Source organism: Actinomadura sp. DC4 (assembly GCF_030406325.1).
Lineage (GTDB): Bacteria > Actinomycetota > Actinomycetes > Streptosporangiales > Streptosporangiaceae > Actinoallomurus.
In genome coordinates this window covers 128,865-142,360 of sequence record NZ_JAUEQY010000023.1, presented here as the reverse complement: position 1 = coordinate 142,360, position 13,496 = coordinate 128,865, and the positions used below count along the sequence as shown (strand labels likewise).

The window sequence follows — 13,496 nt, the reverse complement described above, 5'->3', positions numbered from 1 at the left end:
GCGGTGCTGGGCACTGCACGGCGCGGCGAGAACGCCGATGCCGACCTCCCTCGGTTGACGCCCCGGGAGGTCGGCACCAGAGTGAGCAGCGGTCAGGCGGTGAACTTCTCCTGTCCCGCCGGCCACGGCACCTCGTACGCGCTGTGGATTCTCACGCCGACGTGACACCGGCCGCGTCCTGAAACGCCGCGCTCGGCCGGATCAGGTCGCGGCGGATGTGGACGACCGTGCCCCGGCCCCTTCAGGCGCCCACGGCAGGGGTGCGCCGGCGTACAGGTGTGCGCGCAGGTCGCCCGAGCGGGCGTGGCCCTCGAAGAGCTCGACCCGGGCGGCGCGGCCGCACAGTGTGCCGAGTTCGGCGCTCGCCGCCGGGTCCGTGACCTCCTGGTACGTGACCGTCTTGAGGTACTTGCCGACCCACAGGCCGCCGGTGTAGCGGGCGGCGCCACGGGTGGGCAGCGTGTGGTTGGTGCCGATCACCTTGTCGCCGTAGCTGACGCAGGTCTGCTCGCCCAGGAACAGCGCCCCGTAGTTGCGCATCCTCTCCAGGGCCTGCCGGGGCGCGCGGGTGAGCACCTGGACGTGCTCGGAGGCGTACGCGTCGGCGACGCGCCACGCCTCGTCCAGGTCGGTGACGACGACCACCTCGCCGTGGTCGCGCCAGGCGGGCCCGGCCATGTCGGCGGTCGGCATGTCGACCAGGATCTCCTCGACCAGCCGCAGGACCTCGCGGCCCAGTTCCTCCGAGGTGGTCACCAGAATCGCCGGTGAGTCGGGGCCGTGCTCGGCCTGGCTGAGGAGGTCGACCGCGACCGTGAACGGGTCGGCGGCGTCGTCGGCGATCACCAGGATCTCGGTCGGGCCGGCGAACAGGTCGATGCCGACCTCGCCGAAGAGCTGACGCTTCGCCTCGGCGACGTACGCGTTGCCCGGGCCGGCGAGCAGGTCCACCTTGCCGATCGTCTCGGTGCCGAGGGCCATCGCCGCGACGGCCTGGGTGCCGCCCAGGAGGTAGATCTCGTCCGCGCCCGCCAGGTGCAGGGCGGCGACCGTGGCGGCCGGCACCTCACCGCGGATCGGCGGCGTGCAGGCCCGTACGTGCGAGACACCGGCGACCTTCGCCGTCACCACCGTCATGTGGGCCGAGGCCACCAGGGGGTAGCGGCCGCCCGGAACGTACGCCCCGGCCGCCTCGACGGGGATGCTGCGCTGGCCCAGGTGGACCCCGGGCTCGGTCTCGACCTCGAAGTCGACCAGGGAGGCGCGCTGGTGCCGGGCGAAGTTGCGTACGCGCGCCTGGACGGCCTTGATGTCCTCGATCGTCTGCTCCGGTACGCCGCCGACGATGCGCTCGATCTCCTCCTCCGAGAGCCGGAAGCTATCAGGGGACCAGCGGTCGAACCGCTCCGAGTAGCGGCGCACCGCCGCGTCGCCCTGGCCGCGCACGTCGGCGATGACCTGGGAGACCGTGGCCTCGACCTGGCGTCGCGCGGCCTCGTCCGCCGCGGCGCCGACGGCCGACTTCAAGTACGTGGACATGTATCGCTCCTTCGAACGGCGGTCGAGGTCGACGCTCGTTCGCATACGTATGCTTGTCAACATGTCCGTCACGGACCGTGGGCCGACCGGGTTCGACGTCGCCCGCCTCGCCCAGGTCACGCAGCCGACGGTGTCGCGCGCGCTGCGCAACCTGCCGGGGGTCAGCCCCGAGACGCGAGAGCGCGTGCTCGCCGCGGCGCACGAGCTCTCCTACGTCCCCAGTGACCGGGGACGCGCCCTGGTCACCCGTACGACGCACCGCGTGGCGATCGTGGCCGGCGAGCTCACCAACCCCTTCTACCCGGAGCTGGTCGACCCTCTGCGGGGCGCGCTCGAGGCGAAGGGCTATCGGTGCGTGGTGGTCGCGGACGACGCGGGCTCGGCGTCGCTGCCGGCGCTGGCCGACGGCTCGTACGACGGCGTCGTCCTCACCACGACGCTGCGGCGCTCCACCCTGCCGCGCGACCTGACCGAACGAGGAGTCCCCCACGTGCTCCTCAACCGCGTGCTCGACCAGGCCGAGTCGCCGAGCTGCGGCGTCGACAACCGCCTCGGCGCCACGCAGGTCGCCGACCTCGTCGCGGATCTCGGCCATGTCCTGGTCGGGATGCTGCACGGCCCGGTGGCCACCTCCACCGGCCGGGAGCGCGCCCAGGCGCTGTCCGGCCGGCTGCGGCAGCGCGGCATGGCCGTACGCCGCGACCTCACCCGCCGGGTCCCGTTCGCACACGACGAGGCCGAGGCCGCCGCCCTCGATCTCCTGACCCGGCGTACGCGGCCCACCGTGCTCGTGTGCGGCAACGACGTCATCGCGCTCGGTGCCCTGTCCGCCGCCCGGCGGCTCGGCCTGAGCGTGCCCGCCGACCTCAGCGTCATCGGGTTCGACGACATCGGGATGGCGAGCTGGCCGGTGATCGACCTCACCACCGTCCGTACGGACCTCGCCGCGATGGCCGGCGCGGCGGCCACGATGCTGCTTGCCGCCATCGGGGGTGAGGCCACACCGGTCGTACGGCGGATCACTCCCGCGCTGGTGCTGCGCGGGACCCACGCCCCGCCACCATGACCGTCAGGCGAGGGGGTCACTTCTTGATTCGTTCCGCGATGATCTTCAGCAGGGTCCGCTGGACGTCCTGTGGCGTGAGGGCGTGGTAGGCGGCACCGTCGGTCGGAGCGGCGATCTTTTGCAGGGTGGCCATGTCGACGCCGGGACCGAATCCGATGGAGATGACCGGGACCGGTCTGGCCGGGTCGTCCTCCCGCCTGAGGGTGTCGAGCATCTCAGTGAGGCTGATGCCGTGGTCGTCGTTCCTGCCGTCGGTCAAGAGCAGGACGTTGTTGTAGTACCCCGGCCTGTAGGTGCTCCGGAGCGACCGGACCGCTGCGAGCACCGAGTCGTACAGGCCGGTGCCGCCGTCGGGTCTCGGCCGCACGGCGTTCAGCGCGAACGAGATGGACTGACGGCGTGTGACCGATCCCGTCCGGGTCGACAGCGGCCCGATGGGCACCTGTACGCGGTAGTCCCGCTTCCCGTCCAGGTGTGTGGCGAAGGTCCACAGGCCGACCTCGGTGTCGTCGGGCAGCGTCGCGAGCGCGTGTTGCCCGATCTGAACGGTCGCCTGCATGCGGCTCACTCCCTTCGCGACCGGTCGCAGCATCGATCCGGACACGTCGACCAGGGCCAGCACACGGGTGCCCAGCGACAGCTTGTTCCACTGTGCGATCACGCCGGTCACCGCGGCGGCCGGTGATCGAGGAAATGTACGCGGGATGCGCGGACTCAACCCGCCGACTTCGGTGAAGCCGTCTCCGGCATGCCCGCCGGGGTCGCGAAAGCCCAGCGCCTGTACGGCGGCCCGTGCCCGCGCGGTGCCCATCGCCTGCTCCAGGAGACGAGCGGCCCGCCTCTTCGCGACGTCGCCGGCGGTCGGCACGAACGGGTAGTCCAGGCTGATCTCACCCTCACTCGGGTAGAACGCCTCGGCCTCGACCGCCGGAGCCGCGTGACCGTACGCCCACAGGGACTGTTCGGGAACGATCAGCACGGGGGCCTTGCCCTTGGTGCCGCGGCCCAGTGCGGCGAGGAGCGATTCCGGAGTCGGTGAAACGGTGTTGCGCACGTTCTGGACGAGCTGGGTGAAGGCCGACGCCGCATCCGGTGTGTTCCGAAGCAGCGTCTGCATCATGACGAGCGCCGCCATGCCTGCGGCTTGGGCGGCCGGATCGAGGATCCGCAGGTCGACTCCCGTCATTCCACCGGTCTCGGCCGTCGCGGTACCCGCGGGCTCCGCCGATGCCCTCAGCAGGGTCTCCCAGGTCGGTTTGACGCCATCACCGCCGAGCCGGGTGGCGAATGGACGCGTCGTCGCGGCGACCACCGGCGTACGGGCCATCGAGACCGGCGTCCCGTCGAGTGCGATCCGGTCACCCACCGAACCGCGCGCCAGCGTCAACCAGAAGGAGGAGTCGGGAATCCACACGTCAGGGGTCGTATCACCCGGCACCGACCCCGTGCCTGACAGCACCATCGCCGTCCCGGACGGGTCGGCCGCTCGCACCACGGCCCGCACGCATCGGCCGTCGACCTCGTGCCGCTGCCGGTCGAAGTCCGTCGCGACGTCGCGAACCGCTGGAGCCAGCCCGGGCGCCACGGCGACATCGAGCACGAGCCGGTGACCACACCCGCGAGGGCTCGCCACGGCGTACGCCCCCAACGCCATGAGCACGACCAGCGCACCGACTACAGCGCTTACACCGATCAGCCTCGCCGCCCGATGGGATCGACCTTTACGACGGCGTCCGCCCACTTCTGCCCCTAATGTCCCTTTTGTGGATTAGGGGCGGAACTCTAACGTGTCCGATTCAACGCGAAGGCAACGATTCGGTGAATGGACATCGCAGTTCTAAGATGGGCGCGCTCATCCAAAAGATCGGCGCCACTTTTCTTGCCGAGAAGTTTTATTCATACGCGAGACTTCCATAATAGTGAAATACAACTTACTCGTCTTCATCACTACTGAAGTCTTCGACTCCGTCGCTCTTTCGGTGGTGGCGGCCGCGTAGGCAGAGGTTCACCGGCCATGTGCCGGGCGACCTCGTCGGTGTACCGGGAAGGTGTGGACCATCCGACTGCCAGGCCGGCGGCCGTCCCCGCGACGGCCCACTGTCTCGCTCGGCTCGCCGGCGTCGTGGGTGATCTCTCACCACCGGTGACCAGGAGTGGGCGTCGGGGATCCGGAGTCCTCATCACTCGGGGAAGGGGTCGGCGTCTTCGAGTGGTGGACCCGCGGAGGCGGGAAGAACGGTGGGGCCGGGGGGAACGGCAGGTCCGGGTCGGACGGGGGCGGGGCCTTGTCGCCCCCGTCCGGGTCGTCCTTCGGGAGGGGAACGTCCCGGGCCGCCGGCGGCCCGGCCGTCGGCGCGGTCGCCGGCGGCGCGGACGGTCGGATCTGGGGTGGCGGCAAGATCTGGACCGGAGGGTCGGCCGGGTGCTTCCGCTCGTGCGTCCGGCTTTTTCCGCCGTCGCCGGAGGAGCCCGGGGAGGAGTGGTCCGACCGTACGGCCATGACGCCCACCGCCAGCAGCACCAGAGCAGCCAGGCTTCCGGCCTGGAGCAGGCCCTCGACGCGACGACCGCGGAACTTCCTCCGTTGCTCGGCGCGGGCGGCCGACGGCTCGTCGTTCTTTTCTTCAACGCCGGTGGCCGCGTCGTCGTCCGGCGAAGCGTCGGCGGTCTCGGCCGGCGGGTCCGGCATGACCGGCATGCCGTCCGCGTCGAAGATGGACGTCTCGTCGAACGTACGCTCCGCGTCCGCGCACGCGGCGACCACCCGCTGCGACTGGTCCTCCGGAGGCTCGTACAGGCGCCTCATCCGCCGGCGCAGCGTGTCCTCGTCTAACGGGACGACGTGCGCCTCCTGACCGTCATCCGCGGAGAGGGCGTGCTCCAGTCTCCGCCGCGAGTCCCGTACGAGACCGGCGGCCGTGTCCGGTGTCACGTCCAGGATCCAGGCGATCTCCTCCGGCACCAGGGAGATGGACAGGGCGAGGACGTCACGGTCCTCGGGTTCCAGGCCGGCCAGCGCCCGCCACAACGGGTCCGACATCGGCGTCGTCGCCGGACCGCGGTCGAGGGCGCCGTGCCGCGCGCACTCGGCACGGGCCAGCGCGTGCAGCCACACCGGCAGCACGTTTTCGTCGAGCGGCACCGCCTCCGGATGCCGCGCGACCGCGACGAACACGTCGCGCACGGTCTCCGCCGCCCCGTCGCCGACCATGGCGTAGGAGTAGGTGTGCAGAGGCCCGGCGTGCTCGTCGTAGAGTGCGGCGTAGGCGTTCGGAGTCCCGGCTCGCAGTTCCTCAGTAAGGGACACCGGTTCCTCCACCGCCGTATCGCCGACGACCGACGCTTTCGAGCGGTCCCGGGCATTGACGCAAAAAATCCAAGCACCTCGCCGGTACGGCACGCCATGACGACGACGCCAAAACCTGGATCAGCAGCGACCGCGTACCGCCCGGGCCGTCATCGGGCCGTCCCCGACGCCGTGAAGACGACGGCGACCGACACACACGCCTTCACCGCGTCGCTGTCCGGCGCCGGCAGGCTGTGGCTGCTCTCCATCCAGCGGAACCCACTCCTGACCTCGGCAGACCCGGCAGACGATGTCCCCCGACGATCGGCGTTGCTGCCGACCTGGCCGGCCGGGCCCTGTTCGGCGGCCAGCGGACGATGCGGGTGGTAGAGCAGAAGCCCGATACTCGTCAGGTCCGGGTGGAGCTCCGCCGGTCCGCCTGCTGCGGACCGTCGCTCGGATGTCGCGTGAGATCGCCTGAATACAGGTTTCTCATGAGCGAGCTTCTCTATGCCATGTACGGCTTTTCCATGCTGATGCCGTAGGCGGCGGTGGATGTCGAGGCTTCCGCGCCCCGGCGCCGAAAAGAATCGGACACCTGCTCCGCGGCGGCGGCTCGCTCATGGATCGCGACGAGCCAGGATTTGTCCACCAGGCCAGCCTGGTACGCGGAGAAGAGGAGCGCCTCTCCGCTGCTCATCGTGCTGTCCTCGTCCGGTACGCCTCCGCTGTCGCGGATCCATCGCGCGAAGTCATTCTGATGGCCCTGGTCGGTGTGCTCGCTCACCATCCAGGCGGCATCGGGGTCGGGCACGGAGTCGCCGCGCCACTGCAACGCCCCGACGAGCTCCTGCGCGGCGTCGCCCACGGCCCTCACGCGGCTACCGGGCTGGTCAGGATCGGTGGCTTCACGTCCGGCCTGATCCGCGGCGGGGTCGCCGTCGCGCCCCGCGTCCGGGAGACGCTCGATGACGCGATCGACCTCGACGCGCAGGTCGACCGGGCCTGAGTCTTTCCGCTGCGTCAGGCGGCGGCCGCGGCGCTGTGGGTGGAGGTCCGCCATCCGGTAGCCGCCCAGATGCCGCCGGGCTCAGGCAGAGGTTTCCGCCCTTCTCGGGCCATCGGACGGTGTCACGGCTGTGAGCCCTGGTAGACGACGGTGACGGACACACAGTTGATCGCGCCGGCCGCGTCCGTCAGGCAGAAGGTGGAGTTGCGCCAGGGGTCCTCGGCCTCCTGGGCGCCGGGGCCCACGTTCTTGAAGTGGTCCCTGCTCCACCTGACCTCCCTCAGCGGCTCGTCGATGCCGGGAAGCGCAGGGAGGCCCGGCAGCCCCGGCAGCCCCTGAAGCGCCGCCGGCGGCCGGCCCGGGACCAGCGCGGCCCAGTGAGGGTCGGCCGCGTCGCCGGTGGGGGCGAGGGTGACCGGCCGGCCGTGGCCGTACGTGCGGATCTCCCCGTCGTGTTCGAGGACGCTCAGTTCGACGCCGAGGTACGGGCCGACCAGGTGCCGGGCGATCTCGTCGATGTTCCCGGCCGCGGGGTCGGTGAGGGCGGCAACGATGTGCTCACCGATGACGGTCTCCGCGCCGACGCTCTGCCCGATCGCCTGCAGGTTCTCCTCGCTCAGAACGTCGGGCCGGTTCCGCACCAGCCTGGCCAGTCCCTCGCGCAGGCCGGACGGAGTGTCGACGAAGGTCTCGCGGCCGAGCATGACGCCGCCGCCCGACGCGGCAAGGAGCGCGCTGTAGAACGAGTTGGCGCCCGCCTCGGTGGGCTGGACCGTCAGCCGTCCCTGGGCATGCTGCTGGCCGCCGCTGAGGACGGCCATCTCACCGGTGGGTACGCCGGCGGTGAACCGGGTCGTCTCGTCGGCGCCGACCTCGGCCGGCCGTGCGCCCGGCTCGGGCATGAGCGCCGCCCAGCCCGACGATCCCGAGGCACGGGCCAGGACGAGGTCGTCCGCCCGGCCGCCGCCGGCCGGCTCGTACGCGCGGACACGCCCGTCGGGCTCGAGGACCTTCACCCCGACGCCGGCGCCTTCGGCCACCAGGCCCGGTGCGAGCATCCGGACCAGTTCCTCCCAGTGCCCCGGCTCGGCGACGCCCGCCCCGGTGTACTCGGCCGCCGCTCCGGAACCGAGGTGTACGTCGATGCGGCCGTCCACGCTCTTGTGGTTCAGCTTCGCCAGGTCCTCACCGAGGAACTCCTCGATGACGCGTTCCTTGGCTGCGAACCTGTACGCGGCCGTGGCCAGTGGCCACTGGCTCAGCCCGCCCGGTGCGGCGGCCTTCACGCGGATCCACTCGGCCAGCGCCGTACGCAGGCCGGTGGCGTCGGTGACCTCCTCGCCGTTGACGGTGAGCCGGCCGCCGGCCGCCGTGATCGCCGCCTCGAAGAAGGCGTTGTCTCCCGGCCGGGGGTCGACGAATCGCCGGCCGTGCTCCCGCACCCAGGTGTTCTGCTTCTCGCTCGCCCACGATGCCGCGCCGGCGGCCGCCGGGGTCCGGTGGAAGGATCCGGTCGCGGGCAGGTCACCGCCGTCCCAGCCGGCGGCCGAGTCGAACGGCCCGGTCAGCGCTTCGGCGGGTATCACCTGCCCGTCCTGGCCGACGACCAGCGCCAGCCCGGGCGACTTCATCGATGCGATGTCCACTGGTGACGGCACGAACACCCGGTCCGCCGGGTCGCCCGGCCCGAACTCCGTCAGCCGGAGCCCACCGGTGGTGTTCACCGCGACCCACGTACGCTCGTCGCCGGCGAACAGCACGGCGCCGCCCGCCGGGATCTCACGGATGAGTTCCCGGAGCGACGGAGCGACCACCCACTGGTCGGCCCCGATCTCGGCCTGGCCCACGTCGCCGGTCCGTCCGGGATCCGGCGCCGGGCGGATGCCGCCGTGCTCCGCCGGGAAGAGCAGCGACATCAGCCTGACCGCGGACCCCAGGTTCAGCCCGGCCCCGACCGCGTCACCGCCACCTCGCGAAAAGGAACCGAGGCTCGCGTGACCTGCGGCGTCCAGCTCTGCGACCTTGGCCTTCAGCTCGTCAGGCGTCCAGCGAACGCCTCCCGGTGACGACGGCGAGTCTGCCCCGCCGGCCAGCCAGCTCTTGCGGGCGTCGGTCAGCCACGTCAGAACCGGGTCGGCCGAAGCGGCCTGGACACCGTCCGCCGTGAGTGCGGCTCTGCGCGCGTCGGCCGCCTGGCCGAGGCGGACCAGGATCGGATCGGACAGGTTGGGAGCGGCGAGGGGCGACCCCAGCGCGAACCGCGTCGTCGTCCGCGGCAGTGCCGCCCACCGCCGGTCTCCGTTCGCCGCGTCGGTCAGGGGGGCGACGTACAGCGGCCGGCCGCGTCCGTACCGCCCGACCACACCGGCGGTGTCGACGGTGCGTACGGCCAGGCCGAACTTGTTCAGGATGTACGGCGCCACCTTCTCGGCCAGTTCGGGCCGGACGCCCGGACTCGCGATCGAATCGATGATGTCACTCAGCGCCCGACCGTCGTCGATCCGTGCGCGGGCCTGCGCGTTCGGGTCTCCGGCGCCCGCCTGCGACCGCTGGTACAGATCGGCGTAGATCGTGTGGACGACCAGCCAGAGGTCCGGGTCCTCGTTCGCCACCTCGCGGATCTTCTCGACCAGCGCCGCTCGCAGCTGCGGCACGTCGCCGACGAACGTCGGCCCGGCGCTGAAGCCGCCGCCCGACGCCTCCAGTACCGCGTCGAAGAAGGCGTCGTCGCCCGTGGGAACCTCGGCGAACCGCCGGTTGCGGCCCAGCGTCCATTGCCACTGCGCGGCGGACATGCCCTCCGGTTCCCGGCCCGTCGGCGCCGGTCCGGTCGTGGCGGCCAGGTCCCCGGCCGGATCGTAGGCGCTCCGGCCGCCCCCGACGTCGGCCGGGCGGGTGTCGGCGCCCAGCGCGTGCGGCGCCCTGACCGGCGCCAGTCCCAGCCAGGAAGGCGTGTCACCGGTGAGGCGCGCCACGGTGACCCGCGGCACATCATGGGCGGACGACAGCTCGGCGTTCGTCTCCAGGACACCTACGTTGAGGTAACGCCGCACCAGAAGCGGCAGCAGCGCGTCGTACCGGCCACGCTCGGGACCGGGTGAGGAGATGTAGGCGATGATCTCCTGCCACGCCTCGCCGGTCCCCAGATCCCGGTTGGCCGTGCTTTCGGCCCCCAGGCCATCGACGGCTTCTCGCACCGCCACCCGGATGTACTCCGCCTTGATCGCCGCCCAGTCGTCCGAGCGCTCGAGCTCCGTGTCGACACGCATCCGGCGACCCAGTTCGTTCCGCAGCTCCTCCGGGTCGCCGAAGAGTTCGCCGAGGCCGACAGCGCGGCCGGCCGCCGCCAGCGCGTCGAAGAAGTCACCGCCGCGGTCTCCGAGGAACACCATCCCGTCAGAGGCCGCCCGTTCCACCTGCCCGCCGGACAGCCCGCCCAGTGCCGGGCCCGCCGCCATCGACGGCACACCGGTCCAGTGCGCCGTTCCGGCCGGATCCGTACGCTCGGCGACCACCAGCGCGGGACCGGACCCGAAGGAGCTCATCCGTCCGCCGGCGTGCAGCACCAGCAGGCTCTTCCCGAGGTACTCGCTGAGCATCACGGGGGCGAGAGCCCTCTCCAGCTCATCCCAGTGACCGGGGCTTTGGAAGCTCGCCACCATCTGCTGCCACGCCTCGTCGCCGGCGAGCTGCCTCGTGATCTCCTCTTGGAGGCCCTCCGGCGGCGTCCCGCCGGCCAGCCGATCCACCACGGCCTGCCGGTACGCCTGCTCCACCGGCGGCCACCCCTGACCGCCCGCCCGCAGAGGTGCGTCGCGCATCCGCCCCGCGACGAACCCGCGAAGGCCGTCGGCATCGCGGAAGACCTGGCCGCCGGCGGAGACAGAACCGTTGGAGGCGGCCAGAACCGCCGCGTACGGTGACGTGGCGTCCGCCGTGTCGAACCGCAGGTCCCACGAACGCGCCAACCGGGCGTGCGCCCAGCCGACACCCGCGGGCAGGCCGCCCAGGGTGACGTCCGTACGGTCGCGCGGGAGATCCGGGCCGGAGTCGGCCGTCACTTCGGCGGCCGGGTGCGCGACAGGCGGCTCCGGGTGCGCGACCGGCGACTCCGGGTGCGCGACCGGCGACTCCGGAGGCGTTAGCGGCGGCTCCACGGGCGTGGTCGGCGGCTCCACGGGCGTGGTCGGACGAGGGGCGGCATCGAGGAACGCCGGTACGGGGGAACCGGGCCGGCTGCGCACGGAGCGCGGGGGCACCGGGCTACCGGCCCTGCTCACCCGCGGTGTGCGCGCTTCGGCGCGAGCCGATCCCGCGTCGGCGGGCCCGGTGTAGGTGTCCAGCGAACGGTTGAGTACTCGCAGCTGCGGATCTCTCTCGTACGCCTCCGACAGATCCTGGTCGGACGGCACCGTACCGCCGGATGCCAGTTCGGCGCTGATGACGGCCTGTCTTTCGGCGATCGTCTCCCGCAGTCCCGCCACCATCGCCGTGTCGGTGCTGGCCGTGAAGATCTGAGCGACGTCGCCGCCCGTGCCGGGCCCGCCCTGGCGTCCGGTCGCGGATCGCGGAGGCGCGGTGGCGGGTGCGTCCGGCTCCGTGCTCGGGGAAGGAGCCGGTAGGGCGCTCGTGGAAGGAACCTGGAGGTCCGCGGGGGGCTGCAGGCCGACGACCTGACCGCCCTCCATCGTGGCGTCGGCCACTGCCGCCTGCAGGCACGCCGCAACGCTACGACTCGACTTACGCCACGCGATCGACATGCTGCCCCATTTCGCTTCCGCGCCCACGACATACATCAGAATCGAGCTTAGCTAAATGCGGCGGTTGACGCGATCTAAAGCGCCTTCGACCCTTGGCACGACAATTCTCTAAGATGACACCAGGGTTCTATCCGGCCGCGCGGGCTCATTCCCCGGCGCGCATCTGGCGCCAAGGAAGTCCCTCGTCGCCGGGCAGGCCATTGGTCTGGAAGCGTGCGTTGAGCTCCTCGAACCGTTCAGGCGCGGCGTCCGGGCCGAGCCGGCCCATTTCCAGGAACATCTCCTCATTGCCGGCCGGAGAGGACACAAAGAGCATCCGGCCGCCGGTCGGCGTCGTGAACGTGTGCTGGCTGCCCTTGGGCACGACGACGAGTGTTCCCGGGCCGCCGGAGAACGTGGCGTCGCCCACGCGGAAGTCGTATTCGCCGTCCAGCACATAAGCGATCTTCATGAAGCCGTGGTGCGCGTGCGGCGGGTTCTCCTCGATCACGTCGTGGGTGAAGACGAACGCACCGAGCGCCTGACCGACGTCGGCGCCTCTTACCAGCACTTCCAGCCAGTGCGGTCCGCCGAGATCGACCCGCTCGCCCGCGCCGGGCCGTACCGCCCAGCCGTCCTCACCCCACATGACCATGACCTACCCTTCTCCGGCCAGGAGACACCGCCCACCTGGGCGGACATGACACGAAGCGCGAAACCTACCACTCTGCGATGCCATTAACTATGGTGAGGTCACAAACGCAAAGATGTGTGCTGGCGCTTGGATTCTCCGACATGGCACTCACGTTCTGTCATTCACGCCATCAGATCGTGAGAGAATTACCCACGGGGTAATGTACGCCTTCATGCACTGACGGACCCCCCTAACGCGGCGTCATTTCCGTGCCGCATGCTCCACATTACCGAGCGACTTCAGAAATCCGTACCTTAATTTAACCTCGAGGGAACTCCGAGTGTCCGAACCAACGCCCGAACAGCCGGAGGAGCCGAAACGCCGCGATCTGACACGCGCCTTCAGTGCGGTCGTGCGGCCACCCGGCGAGAAGAAGAGCCTGTCCAGCTATCTCGTCACGATCGGCATGACGGTCGTGCTGGCCGGCGCCGTGGCGCTGGGCGTGGGCGCCATCGTCTTCCGTCCGCATGCCAAGGACAAGCCGGTGGCCGCCGCGGACAAGCAGCACTCCAAAACGGCGAGTCCGGCCGCCTCGCCGCGCATCGTGTACCGGCAGCCTCCGGGCTCCGGGGCCATCCCGCCCGCGGCGGGCGTGCCCCCCGCGACTCCCTCCGGAAAGCATCGCAAGAGCGCCAAGGGCGGCTCCGCCGATGGCGGCTCCTCCACCGGAGGCACGGGTTCCGGATCGAGTGGCTCGGGCGCCGGATCGGCCGGCGGAGCGGCGCAGAGCCAGGCGAAGGTGATGGCCGCCACCTCCGGCAATTTCCTCCTCGGCAACGCCTCACACCGTTGCATCGATATCGCCGGTGGCCGCGCCGTGAACAACAACTACACCCAGATCTGGGACTGTCGCAGCGGTCTCCCGCAGCAGAAGTGGACGTTCGTGAACGGCACCATGCGATCCATGGGGATGTGCCTGACCACCACCGGATCGTCCGCCGGGTCCGCCCTGGTCGTCCAGTCCTGCAACGGCGGCTCCGCGCAGCTGTTCCGGCACACCAGCGCCAACGACATCGTGCACAGCGGCACGAACAAGTGCGTGGACGCCAGGGGCGACAAGACGGCGGCGGGCACCCGTCTGCAGATCTATACGTGCAACGGATATAACAACCAGAAGTGGCACCTCGCCTGACGTTCTGAACACGTGCTTCGCCGTAACGCCC

Annotated in this window: 8 protein-coding genes; 2 read left to right on the top strand and 6 right to left on the bottom strand. The window is 70.9% G+C overall.

Annotated features, from left to right (window positions below; all coding sequences use genetic code 11):
• Window positions 1–201: 201 nt before the first annotated feature.
• Window positions 202–1,539 carry a histidinol dehydrogenase gene (gene hisD, locus QWU11_RS32300; RefSeq protein ID WP_290118264.1) on the bottom strand — a complete coding sequence of 446 codons (1,338 nt, stop codon included), beginning with the start codon at window positions 1,537–1,539 and terminating at the stop codon, window positions 202–204.
• Window positions 1,540–1,600: 61 nt separating this feature from the next.
• Here hisD and QWU11_RS32295 point away from each other — a divergent pair, with 61 nt between their 5' ends.
• Window positions 1,601–2,605: a LacI family DNA-binding transcriptional regulator gene (locus QWU11_RS32295; protein WP_290118263.1), complete on the top strand. Its 1,005-nt coding sequence runs from the start codon at window positions 1,601–1,603 to the stop codon at window positions 2,603–2,605.
• Between the two features lie 16 nt (window positions 2,606–2,621).
• Here QWU11_RS32295 and QWU11_RS32290 read toward each other — a convergent pair whose 3' ends face one another.
• From QWU11_RS32290 to QWU11_RS32270, 5 genes are all read right to left on the bottom strand, one after another.
• Entirely contained in the window at window positions 2,622–4,259 is a 1,638-nt protein-coding gene (locus QWU11_RS32290; protein WP_290118301.1) for a substrate-binding domain-containing protein, read from the bottom strand.
• A 480-nt stretch (window positions 4,260–4,739) separates the two neighbouring features.
• The gene (locus tag QWU11_RS32285) at window positions 4,740–5,912 is read right to left on the bottom strand and encodes a hypothetical protein (protein WP_290118262.1); all 1,173 of its coding nucleotides are present in this window, start codon (window positions 5,910–5,912) and stop codon (window positions 4,740–4,742) included.
• Between the two features lie 487 nt (window positions 5,913–6,399).
• Complete coding sequence (locus QWU11_RS32280) at window positions 6,400–6,954, bottom strand: hypothetical protein (RefSeq protein ID WP_290118261.1); 555 nt, start codon at window positions 6,952–6,954, stop codon at window positions 6,400–6,402.
• Window positions 6,955–7,022: 68 nt separating this feature from the next.
• Window positions 7,023–11,660, bottom strand: a complete 4,638-nt coding sequence (locus tag QWU11_RS32275) for a hypothetical protein (RefSeq protein ID WP_290118260.1) — start codon at window positions 11,658–11,660, stop codon at window positions 7,023–7,025.
• 145 nt (window positions 11,661–11,805) lie between these two features.
• Window positions 11,806–12,288 carry a cupin domain-containing protein gene (locus tag QWU11_RS32270; protein ID WP_290118259.1) on the bottom strand — a complete coding sequence of 161 codons (483 nt, stop codon included), beginning with the start codon at window positions 12,286–12,288 and terminating at the stop codon, window positions 11,806–11,808.
• Window positions 12,289–12,613: 325 nt separating this feature from the next.
• Between QWU11_RS32270 and QWU11_RS32265 the strand changes: the two genes are divergently transcribed.
• Entirely contained in the window at window positions 12,614–13,465 is an 852-nt protein-coding gene (locus QWU11_RS32265; RefSeq protein WP_290118258.1) for an RICIN domain-containing protein, read from the top strand.
• Window positions 13,466–13,496: the final 31 nt, after the last annotated feature.